The organism is Methanobacterium sp. BAmetb5, assembly GCF_003491305.1.
GTDB lineage: Archaea > Methanobacteriota > Methanobacteria > Methanobacteriales > Methanobacteriaceae > Methanobacterium.
Window position 1 is genome coordinate 890,001 of sequence record NZ_CP022706.1, and the last position, 21,364, is coordinate 911,364.

Annotated in this window: 25 protein-coding genes and 1 tRNA gene (1 of these 26 running past the window's edge); 13 read left to right on the forward strand and 13 right to left on the reverse strand. The window is 41.7% G+C overall.

The window, feature by feature from the left end; translation table 11 throughout:
• The 3 genes from CIT02_RS04295 to CIT02_RS04305 all read right to left on the reverse strand — a co-directional run.
• Window positions 1-73 carry the beginning of an MATE family efflux transporter gene (locus tag CIT02_RS04295; protein ID WP_292614346.1) on the reverse strand. The gene continues 1,352 nt to the left of window position 1, outside the view, so only the first 73 of its 1,425 coding nucleotides appear in the window; its start codon is at window positions 71-73; the stop codon falls past the left edge of the window.
• Between the two features lie 96 nt (window positions 74-169).
• Window positions 170-619, reverse strand: coding sequence for a MarR family winged helix-turn-helix transcriptional regulator (locus CIT02_RS04300; protein WP_292614348.1), 450 nt, complete (start codon window positions 617-619; stop codon window positions 170-172).
• Window positions 620-1,106: 487 nt separating this feature from the next.
• Complete coding sequence (locus tag CIT02_RS04305) at window positions 1,107-1,427, reverse strand: carboxymuconolactone decarboxylase family protein (RefSeq protein WP_048073690.1); 321 nt, start codon at window positions 1,425-1,427, stop codon at window positions 1,107-1,109.
• 178 nt (window positions 1,428-1,605) lie between these two features.
• Here CIT02_RS04305 and CIT02_RS04310 point away from each other — a divergent pair, with 178 nt between their 5' ends.
• Both CIT02_RS04310 and CIT02_RS04315 read left to right on the forward strand, forming a co-directional pair.
• A complete protein-coding gene (locus CIT02_RS04310; RefSeq protein WP_292614350.1) occupies window positions 1,606-2,718 on the forward strand; it encodes an ABC transporter permease in 1,113 nt (370 codons plus the stop codon).
• Complete coding sequence (locus CIT02_RS04315) at window positions 2,711-3,376, forward strand: ABC transporter ATP-binding protein (protein WP_292614352.1); 666 nt, start codon at window positions 2,711-2,713, stop codon at window positions 3,374-3,376. Before CIT02_RS04310 ends, CIT02_RS04315 begins: the two co-directional genes overlap by 8 nt.
• A gap of 127 nt (window positions 3,377-3,503) precedes the next feature.
• Here CIT02_RS04315 and ribC read toward each other — a convergent pair whose 3' ends face one another.
• The 4 genes from ribC to CIT02_RS04335 all read right to left on the reverse strand — a co-directional run bounded on the left by ribC (window position 3,504) and on the right by CIT02_RS04335 (window position 7,094).
• The gene (ribC, locus tag CIT02_RS04320; protein WP_048073693.1) at window positions 3,504-3,962 is read right to left on the reverse strand and encodes a riboflavin synthase; all 459 of its coding nucleotides are present in this window, start codon (window positions 3,960-3,962) and stop codon (window positions 3,504-3,506) included.
• Between the two features lie 390 nt (window positions 3,963-4,352).
• Window positions 4,353-5,315, reverse strand: coding sequence for a methenyltetrahydromethanopterin cyclohydrolase (gene mch / locus CIT02_RS04325; protein ID WP_048073694.1), 963 nt, complete (start codon window positions 5,313-5,315; stop codon window positions 4,353-4,355).
• A 196-nt stretch (window positions 5,316-5,511) separates the two neighbouring features.
• Window positions 5,512-6,129: a thymidylate synthase gene (locus CIT02_RS04330; protein WP_292614357.1), complete on the reverse strand. Its 618-nt coding sequence runs from the start codon at window positions 6,127-6,129 to the stop codon at window positions 5,512-5,514.
• Window positions 6,117-7,094, reverse strand: a complete 978-nt coding sequence (locus tag CIT02_RS04335; RefSeq protein WP_292614359.1) for a methionine synthase — start codon at window positions 7,092-7,094, stop codon at window positions 6,117-6,119. The genes CIT02_RS04330 and CIT02_RS04335 overlap by 13 nt, the downstream gene beginning before the upstream one ends.
• A gap of 215 nt (window positions 7,095-7,309) precedes the next feature.
• Here CIT02_RS04335 and CIT02_RS04340 point away from each other — a divergent pair, with 215 nt between their 5' ends.
• Both CIT02_RS04340 and CIT02_RS04345 read left to right on the forward strand, forming a co-directional pair.
• Window positions 7,310-7,732: a pyridoxamine 5'-phosphate oxidase family protein gene (locus tag CIT02_RS04340; RefSeq protein WP_292614360.1), complete on the forward strand. Its 423-nt coding sequence runs from the start codon at window positions 7,310-7,312 to the stop codon at window positions 7,730-7,732.
• 469 nt (window positions 7,733-8,201) lie between these two features.
• On the forward strand, window positions 8,202-10,001 hold the full coding sequence (locus CIT02_RS04345; RefSeq protein ID WP_292615024.1) for a sensor histidine kinase: 1,800 nt from the start codon (window positions 8,202-8,204) through the stop codon (window positions 9,999-10,001).
• A 95-nt stretch (window positions 10,002-10,096) separates the two neighbouring features.
• On the opposite strand, the gene CIT02_RS04350 is transcribed toward CIT02_RS04345, so the two are convergent.
• From CIT02_RS04350 to CIT02_RS04360, 3 genes are read right to left on the reverse strand one after another with little or no spacing between them, the layout of a single operon-like run.
• On the reverse strand, window positions 10,097-10,399 hold the full coding sequence (locus CIT02_RS04350) for a DUF1894 domain-containing protein (RefSeq protein WP_292614363.1): 303 nt from the start codon (window positions 10,397-10,399) through the stop codon (window positions 10,097-10,099).
• A 1-nt stretch (window position 10,400) separates the two neighbouring features.
• Window positions 10,401-10,874 carry a DUF1890 domain-containing protein gene (locus tag CIT02_RS04355; RefSeq protein WP_292614364.1) on the reverse strand — a complete coding sequence of 158 codons (474 nt, stop codon included), beginning with the start codon at window positions 10,872-10,874 and terminating at the stop codon, window positions 10,401-10,403.
• Window positions 10,875-10,893: 19 nt separating this feature from the next.
• Window positions 10,894-11,976 (reverse strand): hypothetical protein, encoded by a 1,083-nt coding sequence (locus CIT02_RS04360; protein ID WP_292614365.1) that lies wholly within the window; start codon window positions 11,974-11,976, stop codon window positions 10,894-10,896.
• Window positions 11,977-12,466: 490 nt separating this feature from the next.
• On the opposite strand from CIT02_RS04360, the gene CIT02_RS04365 reads away from it, so the two are divergent.
• A tRNA-Ala gene (locus CIT02_RS04365) sits at window positions 12,467-12,540 on the forward strand.
• 305 nt (window positions 12,541-12,845) lie between these two features.
• On the opposite strand, the gene CIT02_RS04370 is transcribed toward CIT02_RS04365, so the two are convergent.
• The 3 genes from CIT02_RS04370 to hypA are packed head-to-tail and all read right to left on the reverse strand — an operon-like array spanning window position 12,846 to window position 14,966.
• Window positions 12,846-13,880, reverse strand: coding sequence for a DUF354 domain-containing protein (locus tag CIT02_RS04370; RefSeq protein ID WP_292614367.1), 1,035 nt, complete (start codon window positions 13,878-13,880; stop codon window positions 12,846-12,848).
• 55 nt (window positions 13,881-13,935) lie between these two features.
• Complete coding sequence (gene hypB / locus CIT02_RS04375; protein ID WP_292614369.1) at window positions 13,936-14,592, reverse strand: hydrogenase nickel incorporation protein HypB; 657 nt, start codon at window positions 14,590-14,592, stop codon at window positions 13,936-13,938.
• Window positions 14,593-14,597: 5 nt separating this feature from the next.
• Entirely contained in the window at window positions 14,598-14,966 is a 369-nt protein-coding gene (hypA, locus tag CIT02_RS04380; RefSeq protein ID WP_292614371.1) for a hydrogenase maturation nickel metallochaperone HypA, read from the reverse strand.
• Between the two features lie 184 nt (window positions 14,967-15,150).
• Between hypA and CIT02_RS04385 the strand changes: the two genes are divergently transcribed.
• The 8 genes from CIT02_RS04385 (at window position 15,151) to CIT02_RS04420 (ending at window position 21,359) form a co-directional block, all read left to right on the forward strand.
• Window positions 15,151-16,014 carry a ribose-phosphate diphosphokinase gene (locus CIT02_RS04385; protein ID WP_292614373.1) on the forward strand — a complete coding sequence of 288 codons (864 nt, stop codon included), beginning with the start codon at window positions 15,151-15,153 and terminating at the stop codon, window positions 16,012-16,014.
• 61 nt (window positions 16,015-16,075) lie between these two features.
• Complete coding sequence (locus CIT02_RS04390) at window positions 16,076-16,387, forward strand: DUF5518 domain-containing protein (RefSeq protein ID WP_292614375.1); 312 nt, start codon at window positions 16,076-16,078, stop codon at window positions 16,385-16,387.
• 16 nt (window positions 16,388-16,403) lie between these two features.
• Window positions 16,404-16,790, forward strand: coding sequence for a DUF5518 domain-containing protein (locus CIT02_RS04395; RefSeq protein WP_292614377.1), 387 nt, complete (start codon window positions 16,404-16,406; stop codon window positions 16,788-16,790).
• Between the two features lie 360 nt (window positions 16,791-17,150).
• Window positions 17,151-17,489 (forward strand): hypothetical protein, encoded by a 339-nt coding sequence (locus tag CIT02_RS04400; protein ID WP_292614379.1) that lies wholly within the window; start codon window positions 17,151-17,153, stop codon window positions 17,487-17,489.
• Window positions 17,470-18,969 carry a GNAT family N-acetyltransferase gene (locus tag CIT02_RS04405; protein WP_292614381.1) on the forward strand — a complete coding sequence of 500 codons (1,500 nt, stop codon included), beginning with the start codon at window positions 17,470-17,472 and terminating at the stop codon, window positions 18,967-18,969. The genes CIT02_RS04400 and CIT02_RS04405 overlap by 20 nt, the downstream gene beginning before the upstream one ends.
• A gap of 60 nt (window positions 18,970-19,029) precedes the next feature.
• Complete coding sequence (locus tag CIT02_RS04410) at window positions 19,030-19,371, forward strand: STAS domain-containing protein (protein WP_292614383.1); 342 nt, start codon at window positions 19,030-19,032, stop codon at window positions 19,369-19,371.
• A gap of 260 nt (window positions 19,372-19,631) precedes the next feature.
• Complete coding sequence (locus CIT02_RS04415; protein ID WP_292615026.1) at window positions 19,632-20,855, forward strand: SpoIIE family protein phosphatase; 1,224 nt, start codon at window positions 19,632-19,634, stop codon at window positions 20,853-20,855.
• 90 nt (window positions 20,856-20,945) lie between these two features.
• Complete coding sequence (locus tag CIT02_RS04420; RefSeq protein ID WP_292614385.1) at window positions 20,946-21,359, forward strand: ATP-binding protein; 414 nt, start codon at window positions 20,946-20,948, stop codon at window positions 21,357-21,359.
• Window positions 21,360-21,364 lie beyond the last annotated feature (5 nt).

A 21,364-nucleotide genomic window follows, 5' to 3' on the forward strand; every position in this document is an offset into this window, starting at 1 on the left:
TTTCTCCTGAATCCCCACTGGACTCATTCTTATCGGATCCAGGGGGTGATGGTGATGAACTGTTACTTTTCATTTTAGTTTTACTCACTCCTGAGATATTAATTCCTCTAAATTTGCTCCTCCTAATCTATTAAATAAGTTAGGAGGATTGTTGATCTTAATTTTCAGTTTATTTGTCATTTAAACGTTTATTACAATTTTCAAGGCTGTTCTCAGCCAGCCTTCTCATTCCTTCCTGCATTAAAGAGCGTTCTTCATCAGAAAAACCTTGGAATATGAGGTCTTCCCATTTTTTCTCGGCCTGGAGAATTACCGGGATCACCTGTTCCCCTTTGGGAGTTAGGGATAGGAGGTATCTTCGCCGGTTTACGGGGTCTTGAACTTTATTTACCATGCCCTTTTCCTCTAATTTTTTTATGGCCCGGGCAATGGTTCCCTTATCAATGTGGAACATTCTGGACAGGTCATCCTGGGTGATTCCCCTTTTTTTGGATAGTACCATGAGGCAGGGAACCTGTCCTTCCGTAAGTTCCAGGTGTTTAAGCTCATGGTTCATGAAAATATAGTGGTTCCGGGTTACTATGGATACAATTCCCCGGAAGGGGATGTTCAGTGACATTTTTTTCGCTCCAATATTTTTAATCTAATTAACAGCTTTCAAATTTTTAAAATTGAATAATCGAAGGTAAACATATGATTTAGAATTTCAAGAATTTATTAAAAAAAACTTTTAGCCTTTTTTAAAATGGTATTTAATTCCAGATAAACCATCTTGATAAAAAATTAAAATAACATTCATCTGAATTGTAATTCCAATATATAGTTTGGTTTCATACTATATAAATATGTTGTCAATGCAACAATTGTTTAAACAACAAAATTAGGGAAAATCAAAAAAATGCTAAAACCACAAAATTACCATAAAAAGGAGAATAATAAACTAAAAAGGGATAGAAGCTTATAGAAATCTTCGAATCTTTGGATTTACAAATAGATTTACAATTAACCGATGATACGGTGGACAAATCAATTTACGAAAATGGCAAAGAGGATTTAAAAAAAATTAAATATAAAAAAGGAGAAATGGAATTTCCTTGAGGTCATGATTATTCTGTGATGTCGTAGAGTATCTTCATGGCCTTGGTGAATGGAGGGTTGCCGGAAGTTAGGAGAACCACCCTTAGGACATCCACAATCTCGTCCCGGCTGATGTCAAATTCTTTCATGGCGCTCATCATCTGCTTCTTCATGGCCCGATCATCCGAGGCGGCTGCAGTTATTCCCAGGGCAATCAACTTCTGTGTGCGATAGTCTAAGACTTTCCCAGTGTAAGCTGCATCGTTAAGCTCAACCACTGCTTTAAATATGTCAGGATAGTCCCTTTTGACATAAGCCATCCCTTTACCATAAAAAACATCTTCTTTCATCTTTTTCCCTCCAGATATATCTTAATCACCTTTAAATATGTTATTTTTTTCATATATAATTTCCGAATTATCCTAAAATTTTTTCAGAATACTTCTAAAAATTTGCCTATCACTTTACAAAGATTCATGTATCCTCCCTGCACCACCTATAAAATCCATAAAAAACAAAGATGATGGTATGTCATTTCTGACCTTCATCCTCAAAAACCCCTTCCGTAACAAGACTCGTAGTGCCCTGGCCATAGTGGGGATCGCCATCGGCATTGCCACCATCATCGCCCTGGGCATAGTGACTGATGGTTTAAAAGAATCCACCCAGAACACTCTAAAATCAGGTGGATCGGATTTTACAGTCACTGAGGCCAATTCTCCCGGATTGATGTCCAGTAAGATCAACTCCACCCGGGTTGATGAACTGAAGAATCTCACCGGGGTGGAGGATGCCGTGGGGGTTCTCCTGGTTAACCGGGTGGTAGATGGAGATCTCTTTAGTGTGATGGGGATCAAGAAGCAGAGTTTGAAGGTGGGCGAGATCAACATCATTGAAGGTAGGGAGTTTAACGAAAACAGCAACGAGATCATAATTGGTAAAAGAGCCTCCCAGAGTCTTAACAAGACTGTGGGTGATACAATTAATCTTTTCAACAGGGATTTCAAGGTGGTGGGTGTCTTTGAAACTGGTAGCATGTGGGAAGATGCCGGATCATTCATGCCCCTTTCACTACTCCAGGAACTGGCGGAAAAACCAGACGAAGTCTCCATGATCTTTGTGAAGATAAAACCAGAGGCCAATCTGGAAGAAGTCACCAGTAATGTGGAGAGTAAATACCCCCAGGAACTGGTAACCATCAAAACCATTGAAGACTTCAACCGGGTTAACAAGGGACTGGATACCATTGACACCGCATCCTGGGCCATATCCTTACTGGCAATTCTCATAGGTGGTATTGGTGTGGTTAATACCATGGTAATGTCCGTTTATGAAAGAACCCGGGAAATAGGAGTGTTAAAGGCATCTGGATGGAAGAACCGAAGGATAATGGCAATGATCATGGGAGAATCTATTGTTTTAACCCTGGTATCCTATGTTATAGGCCTGGTTATGGGTGTGGGAGCGGTAGAACTCATTTTATCATCACCGGCAATGGGGAGCTTCATCCAGCCAGTTTACAGTTGGGAACTCTTCCTCAAAGCACTGGGAATTGCCTTCCTGGTGGGCCTGGTAGGTGGACTCTACCCGGCCTTCCGGGCATCCAGACTGGCTCCAACCGAGGCGTTGCGCTATGAATGAGAACATTGTGGAGATTAGAAATCTCAGGAAAGGATTTGATAAAGGTAAGATAACTGCCCTGAATGGTATTGACCTTAACATCAAGAAGGGAGAATTCGTTTCCATCATCGGACCCTCTGGTTCGGGTAAATCCACCCTCCTTAATATGATCGGGGCGCTGGACCGGCCAGATGAAGGTACGGTGATGGTGGCGGGCTACGACCTCCAGGGAAAAAGTGATCTAAGCCAGTTCCGCTCCAGGGAGATCGGTTTCATCTTCCAACTACACAACCTCATACCCAACCTCAGCGTGGTGGAGAATGTGGAGATACCCATGTTTGAAAGTGGTTTATCCGGCAGGCAGATGAGAGAAAAAGCTCTGAAACTGTTGGATTACATGAATCTCTCGGATAAAGCTTCCCGAAAACCCACCGAGCTTTCTGGTGGTGAAAGGCAAAGGGTGGCCATTGCCCGGTCCCTGGCCAATGATCCCTCCATAATACTGGCTGATGAGCCCACCGGTTCCCTGGATTCCAAAAACGGAGATATGATACTGAACCTTCTCAAGGATCTCCATGATAAGGAGCAGGTAACCCTGATCATGGTAACCCACGACTTGAAGGTGGCTGCACTGGCCGAAAGGACCATTGAGGTTTTGGATGGGAAAATAAAGACTTGAAAAAAATATTCAATTAATTAGATTGAAGGAATTATAAAGAATAATGAATTAAAATGAGAAATAAATATTAGGAATTATAATAAGAATAAAAGGAAGATTAAATGGGATTATAAAGGATTAAATAGGATTATAATGGGCCTTTATCTGGATGTCCTTCTCTCATTCCCATCCCGGCTTCCTTCTCCAGTGCTCCCTTTTTAAAGAACATTTTAACCAGGTTCTGAGCATGTTCCCGGGCACGGTTATCCGCCAGGAATTTTAGGTCCTTCTCATCCACTCCCTCATCCTCGTGGACGAAGACTTCCAGGATATGGGTATTGGTCATGAGTTGCGCCTGGATAAGTCCAGTAGAGGCCTCATGAGCACAAGTTTTATCCATTACCTCTGGTCCTGGCATTCCCAGGGCCATGACCACTTCACAGCCTTCCTCTTCAATGAGCTTTTTACAGGCCACTGGCAGGTCCTTAACACCAGGAACTGTTCTTCGGATTATTTTATTGTTGCCCACATGCTGTTTTATCTCATTTATGGCTGCCGAGGCCATGTCGTAACGGGCGAAGGTAGTATCGCAGATTCCAATTTTCATGTTTATCACACTGCTGGTTTGCAAGTTTTGATTAATTGAATATAATTAATAGACCAGTCTTTTATTGATTAAATTGAATTATGATAGATCAGTTTTTTGATTAAATCTTTTGATCAGTCTTTGGTCTTGCTATTGTTACTGGATTTATATGAATATTTGTAAAAATTTACAACAACTTTTGTGGTAAAACTTATAGCCCTAAAATAAAAGCAGAACGAGTCCTCTCAGGATAGACATTGATTCATTCTAAAGTTAATTCTCAAAATAATATGAGTTACCTTCTAAATTAAAAATAAGTAATTACTGGACATATCAGGGGCTTTAATGGTCATTTTATGTGTGAAAAATATAAAAATTCAGAAAATATAAGAAAAGGGTGTTGGTTCACCCTTATATTCCAAAGGACTTTTTCAGTAGTTCCACGTTTACGTATCCACCCCGGAATAATTCTCCGGTGGTGAGGTCGTTGATAACTACTTCGGCTGGTGCGAACATTCCTTTGTCGATCTGGAAGAAGTCGAAGTTGGCTTCTTTGAAGACATCGTAGAATGGTTTTCCGTATCCATCAGCAGCAGATGAAGGTAATTTTTCTGCCAGTTCTTTCAGGTTGTCTTTGGTCTCGGATTCTATGTAGTAGTAGGTTCGACCTCCGAATAAAACTGCGTCGTTGGTTTTTCCCATGGCCTTCATTCCATCCGGGTCCACTGGTGCTATGGGAGCTATACCTGCTGCGTGTTTAACCTTGTTCACGTCGAAGTGTAGTGCTTCCAGCATTTTGTAGGTTCCGTTTTCCACCACTCTTCCGGCGATCTGGATGGAACCAACCAGGGATGAGGTGGGTGCCACCAGGGCGTAGACATTTTCCGGTGCTACTTTACATTCTTTAGCCACGTAATCCATGACATCCACTCCTGGAAGCTTGTCTGATTCCAGGGTGATGATGGCCAGGTCAGCTTCGTCCATGTAACCTATTTCTTCATATGTTTCCTCTGGTTTTAAGGCCAGTGCTCGGGCGGGGCCAGATCCCAGGGCGAAGAAGTCACCTACACTCACAGACCATCCTGCTTTCTGTGATCCAAGAGTTGAGATGGCTGGCTGGTGAGTTTTTATTTTCACTGAGGGTATTGCGAAGTTTTCAGAGAGGTCTCCAGGGATGGATATTCCCACTTCTGCCAGTCCACCCAGGCAAACTTTGGTGTAGAGTTCTCCTGCTTTGAAACTTCCAGCTACATCTACCCCAGCATCGATAACTGTTGAACCGTTTTCCAGTTTGTGAACAGCAATGTTAAGGTCGTCTGCATTCTCAATCATTAAGTCTACTGTTTTTTTAGCTTCTAAATTAACACTTACCATCTCATCATCTCCAATGAAAGTGAAATCCACGGGATAAATAAAAATTTATCCATTTAGTATATTCATTATAACTCCTTTGATCAGCTGGGATTTTTAAGTTTTTTTATTTGTTCCTAGATTTAGCAATCCAGTGGTACAAAAATTAAAAAAATAATATATAAACTCAAAATAAATAGGAACCATTTTTATTCTGGATTTATACTCTTAAGGCTTCTTCAAAGTTCACCTGGTATATGTGGGCACTGATGGAGTGTATGGTTAAACTTCCCACTCCCACTCCCACTTCTTCTGCAACATATTTGGCCAGATGGGTTAATCCCACGGCATTGGGGAACCATGCCCCATAGATGTCATGAGAACGCCATAATCCTGTGGTGTGCAGTTTTCCATCCCTTATTTTAAAGTCCACCAGTATCATGCAGGGTACTTCTTCGTTCTTGGTGTCGGTGGTAGGGTCCCAGGTTACAGATATGGCCCTTCGAGATTCTCTGCAGTTTTTAAGGCGTCGTATAGCTTCCCCTATCTGATCTATCCCTTCAAAGTGTCCTCTTAAACGGTTTCCATAGGTGTACACAAATCCCTGTTTATCATCACTCAGGAACTGTTCCGCGTATATCTCCAGTTTTTCACCGCTCCAGAAGTATCCCTTGGGAATTTCCAGTTCCAGCGGCCTTTTAATGTTAACCACAGTGTTACGAATCTCCAGTGTCAGGGAGCCTCTTTCGTCCTTTATTTCTGCACCTTTTTCCATTACCCTTTTTACCAGTGTTTCCCAACCAGATTTTATGGTGGGGGTTTTAATTAGGATAGCCATCCCACTGCCTCCGTCATATTCTTCAGTTTTTGATAAGCCACCTCATGGGGTAGCATACGCATTCCACAGTCCGGGTCTACTAAAATGTTATTTGCTCCTATAATTTCCATTCCTTCCTTCAGGAGGGCGTGGATTTCTTCTGAGCTTTCCACTCGTTCTGTTTTGGTGTCCACACATCCAAAGCCGATCTTTTTACCCCCTAGATCTGTATTCTGGAGGACTTCCATATTTTTCCGGATACCGGCAAATTCACAGTCAATGATGTCCACTGGGAATTTCAGGAGTTTGCCAAAGATCTGTCCCACATCACCACACACGTGCATGGCCAGGGGTATTTTCAATCCATTTTGAGCTATTTTTATGGCCTGGTAGGCGGTTTTCATATCAGCCATACCCGTGGAGAGGAAGGGTTCATCGAATTGTATCAGTGCGGCACCGGCCTTTTCCAGGTATTTTGCTTCACGATTAAGGGCGTGGGCCAGGTCGATGATGGCTTTATCCCGTTTTTCCACGGTGTAGAATCCTTCCATTCGTGAAGACAAAACCAGGGTAGTGGGACCGGTTATTATGCCCTTTACTCCCCGGGCAGCTTGGTTAAATTCACCGTTAATTAAAACTTTTTCTGTTGCATTAAACTCTCCAGATATCTGATTTGCAGTTTTCAAAGCGATTTTGATATCATTAGCACCTATTGAGTAGTTGAGGGGGAGTATTTTTCCCTTTATCTTGGAGGTTCCCTCTTCCCAGGCCATTCCAGTTATTTCACGGGCGAATATTTCCACCATATCCCCCCGTACCTGCCCGGTGGAGACCAGGTTTACACCGGACTTTACCTGGTCCTTAACCGCGGATTCCACCGCTGCTTGGTAAGGATCGTAATTGCCCAGAAGGGAGGATAGTTTAGAAGAAAACGAAGATGGTTCCTGTGGATGTGATGGGTAGCTTCCAACTACAGTGGTTAACATTGCAGACCTCACTCGAATGTTTTTGAATATTTTATTTCTAACTGGTGGTTTTTTTAATTTACCCCATAAATTTGGATATTCAATCACTAAATATAGCATTTTCAATATATAAAATCAACATACCTTTCTGCCAGTATTTAATTAATGTAAAAAACATAAAAATAAGGCAGTGCATAGAATAGGTAATTTAATAGAATGTTGAAGGAGGATTTTATATGGAATTTGCCGATTGTGTGAAATTCGCCAATGAAAACCCGGTTGCCTGGCTGGCAACTGTTGAAGGGGATCAACCCCGTGTTAGGGGAATGGGGATGTGGTATGCTGACGAGACTGGTTTTTACTTCCAGACAGCCACCATGAAAGAGATGGTAGGGCAGCTGGAGAAAAATGGTAAGGTGGAATTTGCATTCTACCATCCCGATGAAGCCGTGGGAACTATGTTACGGGTTGCTGGTGAGGTTGAATTCCTGGATGACGTGGAAATCAAAAAGAAAGTCTTGGCAGATCGACCATTCCTGACGGAGTTTGGACTCACTGCCGAAGGTCCAGAACTGGTTGTATTCCGGATCTCTCATGGTGAAGCCCACTTCTGGGACTGGGAAAGCAATGTGAAGCCCAAAAAGATCATTAAATTCTGAGAGTAAATCTATTAGTATGTAGAGAATGGAATACCATTTACCCATTCTCAATTTACTGGTCCATTCCCCTTACCCTATTTTTGATTTATTTTAAATTTCAAAGCATATTTTAAGTTCTGTCACCTTACATTTCATAGTTCATTATTTTCCGTTTAAAGATTAATCAACATCATTTTTTTAGTGTAAATCTTATGAAGGATAATTAGTACCTTCTCACCAAGATTACAGTGATGTGAATTTATGCGGTTCATCCCTTAACACCATAGATATATTTTTACCTATTCACATACAACAATCATCATAATCCCAAAATTCAAAGAACAGTTTTCCCAGAGTAGGAAAAACAAGGGGGAGTGATTTTATTTCAGTAATAGACGAACCTAACCCTAATGCAACCCCAAATGCAGTAAATGGAATCATTCGAAGTCGAATAATCCATAATGCCCAGGGGGAAGCTATAGACCACCTGATTGTAGATGTCAATGAAGCTTTCCAGAACATTACCGGACTTAATTGCCTGGAAGTTATAGGTCAGACTAATAAAGATGTTTTTGAAGACCCCTCATTTTTAAATATATTTAAACAAATGGAATCCGTGGAAAATTCAGAGAGTTTTGAGGGATATTCAACTCAATTCAATAAACACCTGGAAATTTTCTCGTTTTCTGTAGGCGAAGATGAATACGCCACTATTTTTAAGGACATATCACAACGTGAGCTTTTTTTAAGGAAGAAAGAGGAATTGGAAAAGGAAATAACTTCCCGCCTAAAACAACAATCCGCACTATCCGAAATAAGCCAATTAACCCTATCAAATGCTTCTTTAAAGGAAATATTCCATAAAACAACAGAGATACTAGTCGAAGCTCTCCAGGTGGATTACAGTAAAATTTTAAGGCTGTTGCCCCAAGAACACCAATTTATAATGGAAGCTGGAGTGGGATGGGAGGATCCTGACCATAATAACTATATTATCCTGGACAATCTTGAATCACAGGCTGGTTACACCTTACTTTCTGAAAAACCAGTGATCGTGGAGGATCTTTCCCTGGAAACCAGATTTTCAGGACCACAACTACTTGTGGATCACGGAGTTACCAGCGGAGTGAGTGTTATTATTGGGCCCCTGGAGGATCCATATGGTGTAATGGGAGTTCATACGGTTGAACACCGTATATTCAGCCCTTTAGATGTTGAATTCGTACAGGCCGTGGCCAATGTCCTGGCCAACATCATTAACCAGAACCGTATCTCCCATGAGCTGGAAAAAAGTGAGATGCGCTACCGTTTACTGGCTGAAAATGCATCGGACATGATATCCACCCATAAAAATAGTGGAAATTATAGTTATGCTTCTCCCTATTCTCTGGAACTAATAGGCTACCTTCCAGAAGAACTTGAAGATGAAAGTGCCTTTATTTTTATTCATCCTGATGATATTGAATCTGTGAAAGAAAATCAGGCTAAATTAGTGTCTTCGGGGAATATTGTCATCACTAACTACCGTTTGAAACATAAGGAAGGTAATTATGTTTGGGTAGAGTCTACAGCAAGAATTTTAGACCCTCAAACAGGAGAAATAATTGTTATAACCCGAGACATATCCGAAAGGATGGTGGCAGAACAGGAACTTAGGAGTTCTCTTAAAGACAAGGAGATTTTACTCCAGGAAATCCACCATCGGGTTAAGAATAACATGCAGATAATCTCCAGCCTCCTGAACCTTCAATCAAATTTTATAACGGATCCAGAGGCCATCAGTGTCTTTCGTGAAAGTCAAAACCGGGTTAAGAGTATGGCCCTCCTTCACGAGAATCTTTACCAGTCCCGGGAAATGGATAAGGTGGATTTTAAACAGTACGTGAAAAAATTAACAGATAACCTGCTGAGCACCTACAGTGCCCACTCCAGTCACCTGAAAACCGAGATATCATCAGAGAATGTTAAATTAAATATCGAAACTGCCATACCCTGCGGACTCATTATCAATGAACTTTTAACCAACAGCTTGAAATATGCCTTTCCCCATGGACAAAATGGTACAATTTATCTGAAAATCAAGGCTATTAATGATAAATACGTTCTTATCTTGGGAGATGACGGGGTGGGATTGCCTCCCAATTTTAACCTGGAATCCACTGATACACTGGGACTGCGTCTGGTACACAACTTGGTGAACCAGATCGATGGCGAATTAAAGGTCAAAAATTCTAAAGGAACCTGTTTTGAGATTCTATTTAAAGAATTAAAGTATAAAAAGCGAATATAAAGTATTTTCGTGAATTAAAACCTAAAATTTCGTAACAAAAAAAGAATCAAAAATTAAAAGGAATTTAATGAAAAATAAAATCCCAAATAATTCCCTTAATCAATTCCCACGGCCCGGATATTCTCCCGCTCTTCAGGGGGGACTGGTACTTCCACAGTTGCTGTACCGTAGCAGGGTTTGGTGTAAGGTAGCATAATAGTGCCTTTCTCCTCGTTAATACCTATGGGGACGGGAGGTATCCCTATGATACGGGCCCCTACAATTTTCTCCCCGGGTTTAACATGAACCACTTCCGGGGCGTTTTCTTCTATAAAGCTAGCACAATCCTTAAATCCGGATCGGGTCATGTGTATTTCGTAGTCTTCTGATTCACGGAGGTAAGTATCAAGACAAAACATATCAGGAGTCCCCCTGTTTATCAATTTTATCCAGTGCCCGGTCCAGTCGTACCCGTAGTGGGGTAGGATTATGGTATGCTCTGGCCGAGGCAATATCGGCATTGGTGTTTTCCCTGACTGAATTTTCAAAGTTTTCCAGTTTTTCCGGGTCGCGATGGAATACCAAGGCCAGGCTTTTGGTGTTGAGGATGTGGTAGAATGTTACAAAGTAGCTGACTGCGGCGTCTTTGGCCACGAATCCCAGGAGAAGATCAAATTCCCCTTCCTCCAAATTATCCAGACAGGATTCAATGTCTATCTTATTCTGCACATAGTACTCCACTGGATCAGCTACCTCCACCAGTTTCTTGGCTGAGGGAGTGCTGGCCACAGTAACTTCATATCCCATTTCCGTTAATTTATGGGCAGCGTAGATTGTTAAAGGAGTTTGTGACGGTGATTCAGGGCATCCTAATAAAATTATGGCTTTTTTCATTTACATCACCTTTTTTATCCTACTTTTTCTTAATCAGTACCACGTGTCCCACCACCAGGGCACTCAACAAGAGGAAAGTCAGTAGAGCGGTTCCATTTATAGAACGGTTCATTAAAAACAAACCCATAGTCCCCTGGGCAATGAAGGCAGTCAGAGATCCTATTAAAAGGGCTTCCCTTCCTAAACAGGTTTTATCTCCATTTTCCCGCCTTTTGCGGTAGGAACGAAGCATGCGGAATCCGAGATACATCACCAGAATGAACCATCCCAGTAAGAACACCAGGAAGATATAGCCGAAGTCAAAGGCCACCCCAAATATACCCGGGAGCATATAATCAATAACATCCTTTTTAGTCACCAGTAACCCGTAAAACAGGGGAAAAGGCAAACCAAACAGGGTAATTAATGCTATGGGTAATGATATGTATCCATCAGACCCTCCCATACAGGCGTCACCCCAGTAACAGGAACCCAACTGGTGTCCAGTTAGGGTGGTATTCTTTATCACCATGTCCAGGCTGGCTGTGGCATAATTTTCGATTCTGGAGAGTCTAAGGAGTGGACTAAGCACACTCATATCCAGAACCCGGGAAAGCAGTTCCAGAGCTCCGAAACCAGCCAGAGCTACTACCAATACCATGGCCACTCTTTTCACAGTGAATACTGATTTCTGGCGGAATGATTTGGAAATAATGAAGAACCCTATGAAAAGCCCAAATATCCATAGTAAGAGGAAAGATCGGTGCATCAACCCTCCTGCTATGGTTATAAAGATTATAATTCCCCACATGTAAATTTGAAGACTGCGGGTGTTTATTCCCGATTTTTTCATTATGGGAATGGCCGCCATTATGGTCACCACTGCCAGTAAGGCTAGTGGCCCGTAGGGGTGGGTGAACTCCGAATGGGAAAATCCGGGTATGAAAAGGAAGAGGGCATCCACTCCAAACATTAAAGCAAATCCTAGGGCCACTACCATGGCCACCAGCATAATTAAGTTTAAACCCAGGGGTGCCAGGTTCAAGATGAAGATAACCGCCAGTTGAAGTATAACTGCGATTTCTATGATGTACTGTAAATGAGTTTGAGCAATTAAAGCCATATTATATGATTCCTCCAATTTTAGAGACTTTATTCACTAAAGGATGATTCAGTAGTGAAATTCATAAAAATCATTAACCGGGCATAAAGGTATGGTCCTTGACAATGAATTATTCCCCGATATTATAATTAAATTTTCTATTATTCCCATCTAAATGATAAATAAATGTAGTACCAGATTAAGGCATGATTTTACATTTACCATGATCCTGATTTTTATATAGTTTATAAGGCATGTATTTAAAAGCTTTTGTGAAGAATTAAACTTCCACCTATAACCTTATTTGATGATTTTAAGAGAATATAAGACTCAATTGTAAATAAAAAATTAGGCCATGTCTTTATTTTATAAGCATGCCCGGAAAAAACTGTTAACAAGGGAAACCCCCTTATTTTATTTCCCATGAACATTATATTCAGTTAGGTAATACTTCTATGGTCCTGGTGCAGCCATTAAGTTTAAATACCGGAAAAGATGAAGTGTAGTAAGAGGGCTGGTAGCTCAGGTTGGTAGAGCGTCGCCTTGGCATGGCGGAGGCCCCGGGTTCAAATCCCGGCCAGTCCATTATCATACTAAAAAAACTATGCTTTTTTTATTTTAATGTTAAATATAACTTTAAATCAGAAATAAAACATTTAAATCAATTTCCAAGATGTATGAACTTTTTTGATGATTTAACCGGTGAGTGTTCTCCTTTTTTGATAGGTTTAAAGTGTAAAAAGCTTCACTGATCCTTTTTTGGATAATTATAAATAATTTTTCGGGTTAGTTCGTTAAAACCTCGAATAGAAAAAACAGAAGAGGAAGAAAAAAAGACTAAAAAAAATTTGAACAATCCGTTAATATCCAGATACCGGAGAATAGAGGTATTAACCTTCGCCAGCCTGATATATACTGTCAATGATTATTTTAAACAGGTCATCAGTGGAAAGCTGGGGATGGTGATGATTGTCCTGGAGAAGTTCCCGGGCCAGTCCCACTATTTCATCGGGATGGGTGGAGCGTTTCATTAGACCCTTTTCAATGTAATAGGAATCTACAGAAAGTAGATCACCAGGGTAACAGGAGATCACCGGGGTTCCCAGGAGAGCTGCTTCCCGGTTCATGGTCCCTCCAGCACCTATTACCAGGTCACAGGCCTTCATGAGGCTGAAAGTGTCCACCGGTGGTTTTATCAACGTGATCTTTTCATCATTTTCAAATATTTTCTGCTGTTCCCGGAAGCGGGGTATCACCAGTATATTGGCCTGATCCTCCAGTGCCTCCACTATGGGTGAGAGAACAGTTTTCCTACAATCTGCCTCCAAATATGATGCCAGTGCCGGTTCTGGCCTCATAAGTATGGTTTTTTCCTTTTCAAGGTCCAGTTTAAGATCTTGGAATATGTTAGGGTTGTGCTGGAAATCCACCAGGTGAGTGATCTCCGAAGTACCATTATAAGGGTACAGGTGGTCGGGATCAGCACCACAACGAATAACCGCTTCCCTATCAATCACTTCCGGTAAAATGATCCTATCACAAAGGGATAAAGTGAGTTTATTGGCGGCTATGGCATGTTCATTATCCAAAACGTATACACTGGGTATTTTAAGGCCATAGGAAACACGGGGAAGTTCAATGGAGTGTTTGGAAACCGCTACATCTGGTTTTTCCCGGCTTATGATCTGGGAAAGTTCGTAAGCCCTCTGTGTACTGCGGATGAGTTTTTCCTCCAGGCTCACTCCGTGCCATCCCACCAAATTGTATTCTATCCCAAACAAATCCAGGAGTCGGTGCACATCACCAAAACGGCGGGTAGTTACCAAAACTTCTTCACCCTGATCCTCCAAATAGCGGATTATGCTGTGGAAAAACCGTACATGGGGGGAGTTAACAATGTCGATCCATATCTTCAACCCATTCACCTGCTCTTAAGTCAAGTTCCAATTAAGTTTTCTAATTAATCTAATCTTAACCTAATCAATTATCGGTTATAAAGCCGTCAATTGCTTTAATAACATCATCAAAACCGGTCCCAGTTTTTAGGCTGGTTTTGATTACTTGTACTTCGGAGTTTAACTCTTTAACGTCGCGGACCATCTTATCAGAATCAGCACCCACTGCCTCGGCCAGGTCCACCTTGTTGATGACCACCAGATCGGCATCCTGGAAGATCAGGGGGTGTTTTTCCACGGTGTCGTCCCCTTCAGTGACACTGATTACCACCATACGCATGTGGCTGCCCAGGTCAAAGTCCACGGGGCAAATGAGGTTACCGACATTTTCAATGAATAATACATCTATATCTTCAAGGGGCATGTCATGAAGGGCATGTTCCACGAGATGGGCGTCTAAATGGCATTCTTTGCCTGTGTTCAATCCCACCACTGGTACGTTATGATTTTCAAATCTGCCAGCATCGTATTTACTGATAACATCACCGGCAATGACTCCGATCTTGTAATCAACTGCGTCGATTATGGCTTCTATAAGGGATGTTTTGCCGGATCCGATGGCTCCCACCACATCCACTGAAAATACGCGGTCTTTATCCAGTATTCTCTGATTTTTGCGGGCCAGTTTCTTGTTGGCCACCATTATATCGTGTTGAACTTCCACTTCTGCAACTTTATGCATCCTCATCACTCTTTTTCTATTTTAATAGTTTTAACGTTACATTCTTTTCCAGTTAAGATTTCAACATTCCGTTCATCACACTGGGGACATTTAACAATGGACAGGTAATGATCAGAACCGTCTGTGTTGGCTAATCCAGTATAGTCACAGCTTCGACAATCAATCTCCACGGGCACATCTTCAATAATGATTTCCGCGTTAGCAAGGAGTGTGTCCTCTACTATGACATCTAATAGGAATTTCAATTGCTCGGGATTTAACATGGTGAGCATTCCCACTTCAATAGTGACTTCAACAACCTCTGTGGCGTTATTTTTCTCTGCAGCATCTAGTACTGTGTCCACTATGGCCTGAGCCATGGATAATTCATGCATTGAGCTACCTCTCTTGAGCTTGTATTTAACCTATGTTATGGGAAGCTTATTAATAAAGTTAACAAATAATTAAAAGTGAAAGTAAAAAACTGGTAGCTTCTTCCCTGATATAAATAACCCGGGGAATTGAAATAAGCCACCCGAAGCTCTTTAGTAATATTTTAATTAATTTATGGTGATTTTTATGATAATTGGAGGATCTTCTTCCCAGAAACTAGCCGCTAATATTGCTCACGAAATGGACGATGTACTTTGTCCCCTTGAAACCCGTAAATTCCCTGATGGAGAACGTTACCTGAGAATTAAGAAAGAAGTGGATGATGGAGTGGTGGTGGTGCAGTCCACGGGGTTCCCTCAGGATGAGAACCTCATGGAACTATTTCTTATTTTAAAAACCCTCCGCAGTATGGGTGTTAATGATATTCGGACAGTGATACCCTACTTTGGTTATGGGCGACAGGAAAAAAGTTTTAACTCAGGAGAAGCTGTCTCTGCAGAGGTGGTCTGCCAGTTGATAGAATTTGCCGGGGCCAGCTCAGTTTACAGTTTAAATCTTCATGAAAAGAGCATTTGTGACTTGTTCCAGATACCTGCCTTTAATCTGTCAGCCATGCCAGCCATTGCCAGTTATGTGGAGAAAAATGTGGAAGATCCAGTGATCATAGCCCCGGATAAGGGTGCCCTTGGTTTTGCCCAGGAAGTGGCTGAGATACTGGGCTGTCCATCGGATCATCTGGAGAAAATACGCTTATCCCCGGAGAAAGTGGAAACCAAACCTAAGAATCTGGATGTTGAAGGCAGAGATGCGGTTATAATCGACGATATCATCAGCACCGGGGGAACCATTGTGAATGCCTGCCAGATCTTGAAAGAACACCAGGTGGGCCGGATTGTGGTTAGCTGCGTGCACCCGGTACTGGTGGGTGACGCCCTTCTGAAGATATTCGCGGCAGGAGCTGACGATGTGGTGGGGACCAACACCCTGAAATCCGAGGTGAGTAATGTCTCTGTAGCCGGTTTAGTGGCTGAGGCCTTGAAAAAAGAGTAATTTCCTGGATATAGCCAATATTCTACTTATTATTCGTGTGAATAAATATTCTGGTGAAAAAATGAAAAATTGGACCCCGGTGATTATAGGAATAATTTTAACTGCAGTGATTGGCCTTATTGGCATTTTTATTCCATTTTTAAGTATTCTGGCCCCAATTATTGGTGGTGCTGTAGCTGCCTACCTGATGGGAGGAGATTATAAGGATGGTGCAGTTAATGGTGGTATTTCCGGTGCTGGTGGAGGGGCCATCATTGGATTTGTGGTTTTAGGACCTTTCACTGCAATTATTGGTGGCCTGGCTTTAGGCTTTATATTTGGCCTTATTCTGGGAATAATTGGTGGAGTAATTGGAGTACTGATTAAAAGATAAACCTGGAGGGATAATAATGGTAAACTGGTCAGCAGTGGGAATCGGTTTTGTGGTTACGGTAGTGCTGGAGATAGTTGGTATCTTCTTCTTATCCCTGGATGCAGCCGTCTCAACATTCATAGGAGTTTTTGCCCCTATAATCGGGGGTTTACTAGCGGCATACTGGGCAGGTGGAACTTACCGAGAGGGCATAACAAATGGAGGACTGGCTGCCGGTATGGGCTCCTTTATTGCCGCATTCATCGTACTCAGCGGGGCAAGTTTAATGCCCATAATCATAAGCGCGGTGACTAGTGGAGTCATTGGAGTGGTTCTGGGCATTATAGGTGGTCTGGTAGGGATATTATCTAAAAAACAAGGAAAGGAGAAAATTCCCCCTGAAGAATTACCTGAAAATGATTAAAATCAGGAAAATCTCCAAAAATCCTCATTTTTTTAGTTTCCACTAACTTAAACTTTTATTTTATTTAATCTTAATCTTCAAATTTTTTTTATTTGTCTATAAGCAGATCATCCCTTATTCCTTAATGAAATACACGGATATTGCCCTTGAAATGAAATTACGCAGCCCTTAATTTCAAAATTATATTCCAAATAAATCAATTCATTTTACCCCTCATATTTCTTCCATCTATCCCCGTTATAGTGATGATACCTTGAACGATACATGGTCTTAGATGGAGTGGAGCTTGTTTTATTTTCAGGATAAATGCAAAACCTATATTATAAAACACCGCCCAAAATATGATAAGGAGGGGTTGTCTTGGTGAGACTTGATTTTGGGGATGCTGGGAGATATGGCTGGCAAAAAAGCCAGATCTTTGGTGAATTACTTTTTTTAAAAAAAATAATACAATTTAAAATCTCAACACATTCTAATGAACTTCCTAATGACCTAATTAAAATAAACGATGACCGTCTAACGAAGGATAATCACCAAGTAAAATGGAATAATATCACCCAATTAAAGTTAATCTTTTTTTATCACTCTTTTATGCCAGAAATTGAAGTATCACACTCATTTTTCAAGTCTGATGGAAATAGAAATTATATGGAGGGTATAATCTGTGGAGGACCAGGTAATGAATTCGGATGCAGTTGACAGATCAGGAGTAGATAAAGAAATTCTGGCTTCCTTGAAGTTAAAAGCTGAACTGAAGTTACTTCCCATAGTTTTACGTGCTGTTCGTGATGTTGCCTGCAGATATGGTCTCGATAAGGCTTCAGTAAGGGATCTGGAGCTGGCCACAGAGGAAGCCTGCCATAACGTCATTGAACATGCCTATGAACCCGGTGAAGAGGGTTATTACCAGGTGAAGATTCACCGTGAACCTACCTGTTTCCGGATTACGGTACGGGACCAGGGAATGCCCTTTAATCTTCAGCGTCTGAATGAAGATGAAACTTCCGATATAGGAGTAAAATTAATGCGGGCCTGTACTGATGAAATTAGAAGTAGGTATCTGGGAAAAAGGGGTAAAGTGGTGGAACTGGTTAAAAATTTCCCATTTGAATCTGTAGAAGATTTAAACGAAACTACAGTACAGCCCAGCATCGTTACGATGGCTCCTGCTTCTGAAAAGGTTACTTTGAGGTTAATGCGTCCGGATGAAACTGTTTCCCTGGCCCGCCTGATATACCGGGTCTACGGTTACACCTATCCTCACGAGGATATCTATTACCCGGAAAAGTTCGCTTCACTCTTAGAGTCCGGCCTGGTGACCTCCTGTGTGGCGGTGAATGAACAGGTGGAAATTGTGGGCCATCTGGGAGTTTTCCTGGAAACACCGGAAGACCATGTGGGAGAATCTGCCCTGGCGGCAGTTGATCCCCGTTACCGGGGAAGGGGACTTTTCCCCAAAATGAAGAAGATGATGATGGAAGAAATGGCGGCCAAAGGGATTTTAGGCCTTTATAGTCGGGCAGTTACTGTTCATGTGGCTTCTCAGAAGTCCAATGTTAAGATGGGTTCCAAAGAAACAGGATTTATACTAGCACATTCACCTCCCACCGCCATTTTCAAGAAAATGAAAACAGGAACAGCCAGCATCCGCCGAACTGTGGCCCTTTTTTACGTGCCGGTGGTTCCCGACCAGGAACAAACTGTATTTTTACCCTGTAAACATCAGGAAATCATCCGTAAAATTTACAACCACACTGGACTAAGCCGAGTAATTAAAAAGGCAGATCCTGAAAACATGAAATTGGCTCCCCATTCTCATATACATTCCCATGTTTTACCAGAAATGGCCAGTGCATTTTTAAGGGTTAAAGTGTTTGGTGTGGACTTTATCGATGAATTAAAACTACAGATCCGGGATTTGAAACTGCGCGGGACCGAACTTATTGTACTGGATCTGCCACTTAAAGACCCTAACACCGCTATTTTATTTCCAGAAATTGAAAATATGAAGTTCTTCTTCGGTGGAATAATGCCCGAGTATCTGGATGGAGATTCCATTCGCCTGCAGTACCTCCATAATGTGGCCTTTGACCCGGAAAGTGTGGATGTTTACTCGGAATTTGCCCGGGAGATATTTGACTATGTGGTGGGCGAGTGGAAGAAACAGAACAGGAAATGATGGTCAGGAATCAATATTCAATGAATTTTAAAAAACAATTGAGCTCTGGATGGTGCAGAAATGGAAATAACTCAAAAAACAAAAAATGGTGTGGAAATAATATTTATAACTGGCCGGTTGGACGCCTACAACTCTAACTTAGTGGAAAAAAAGTTAAACGAGATCATTGACTGTGGTAAAATAAATATAGTCGCTGACCTTGCAGGAGTGGAGTACATAAGCAGCTCTGGTCTGAGGGTGATGCTTTCATCCCTGAAAAGGTTGAATAAATTGGGTGGTGCCCTGAAACTATGCTCACTACAACCCTATGTGGGGGAAGTCTTTGAAATCGCAGGATTCACCCAACTTTTCGAAATCTACGAAGAAAGTACCGACGCAGTATCCAGTTTTTCTGATAATTAACCATGCCCCCAAAAAACTAATAATTCAACTGTAGAACAACAACTATAACTTCATACCAATTAAAATGGATTTAAATTTAGTGATTAAATAAAGTACTAGTAAAGCAGAAAGATTTCCATGGAAACCCTATCCCTCACTATTTTAACCGATCTGGTAGAAAAGATCTGTGTAATATTTGTCCTAGCATATCTATTAACACGTTTAAAATATTTTACCGAATTATTGACGGCAAATTAACTATTAAAAATCAATTAATTCTTATATTAATATTTGGCGGAATATCCATCTATGGTTCTTACTCAGGAGTGGATATTTTTGGTGCGGTGGCCAATGTACGTGACCTGGGCCCCATGGTAGCCGGATTAATTGGTGGGCCCATTGTAGGATTAGGAGCCGGGTTGATAGGAGGTTTACATCGTTTAACCATGGGTGGATTCACCTGCATCCCCTGCTCCCTTTCCACAATCCTGGCGGGAGTGTTGGCCGGTATTATCTATCTGGCAAACAAAAAACACTTTGTAGGCATTGGCGGAGCAGTTCTATTCTCGGTTTTGATGGAAAGTTTTCACATGATACTGGCACTAATACTGGCCTCCCCCTTTTCACAGGCACTGGGAGTTGTTGAAGATTTATTCATCCCCATGATACTGGCCAATGCCATGGGAATGTTCATCTTCGCTCTGATGATATCCAACCGTATAAAGGAACGTAAAACAAAAAAAGAAAGGGATAAACTTTCGGCCCAACTGGAAAGAAGAAAAAAGGAACTGGAGATAGCTCAACAAATCCAGGAAAGTTTTCTGCCCCACACCATACCGGTGATCAAGAACTACGATCTGGCGGCCAGCAGCATCCCTGCCCAGGAGGTAGGGGGTGACTTCTATGATTTTATCCCCATTACCAGTAAACAGACCGGGTTAACCATTGGTGATGTTTCTGGTAAAGGAATACCCGCCGCACTTTTCATGGCCTTTTCCCGTACACTGCTACGGGCCAAAGCCTGCCGTAACCCCGGAGTGGGCCGGATGATAGAAAGTGCCAATAACTTCATTAATGAGGAACCACACTCCAACATGTTTGTAACCCTGTTTTACAGTGTTCTGGACAATGCCCGGAATACTTTAACCTTCGTCAATGCGGGTCACAACCCCCCGCTACTTCTTAGAAAGAAAACTGGAGATATCGTCAGGTTAAGCACGGGAGGGGTGGTTTTAGGTGCCATGAAGGGCCTTAAAATGAATGAAAAAACCATAGATCTCCAGACCGGAGATCTACTGGTTTTGTATACTGATGGAATCACCGAAGCCATTAACCAGCAGGAAGACCAGTTCGGTGAAGAGCGCCTTATTGAACTTCTTAAAGAAAATCAGGAATTATCATCAGGGGATTTAAAAAACCTTATCATAGACCAAGTATATGATTTTGCATCCGGCACTTCTCAAGCCGATGACATAACCCTTATGGTGCTGAGGAGAGTTTCATAAGGGCCTTAAGGAGATTTTACAAATTGAAGTCTAAAGAATGTTGATAAATGGAAGTTTCAAGGGTTAAATGGATCTTAAGGAGAGTTATAAATGGAAGAGAAATTTACACTCCATGTAATGGCTGATCTGAAAAATTTATCCACCATTGGTGAATTTATCACTGGACGTGCCAGTAAACTTGGCTTGGACCGGAAGGGGGTTTTCCAGTTGGAACTGGCAGTGGATGAAGTTACCTCCAATATCATCCTCCATGGTTACCCCCAACAAAGTGGCCCTATCCACCTCCTGATCTGGAAGGAACAGAAAAAGATCTATATCCAGATTCAGGATAGAGGTGAACCATTTAATCCTTTAAAGGAAGATAAACCAGATTTATCCACTGATCTTGAGGAAAGATCACCCGGTGGTTTGGGAATTCATTTCCTGAAGACAGTAACCGACGCGGCCCATTACCAGTTCCACGACGGAAAAAACATTCTAACCCTGGTTAAAAATCTGGATTGATTAAA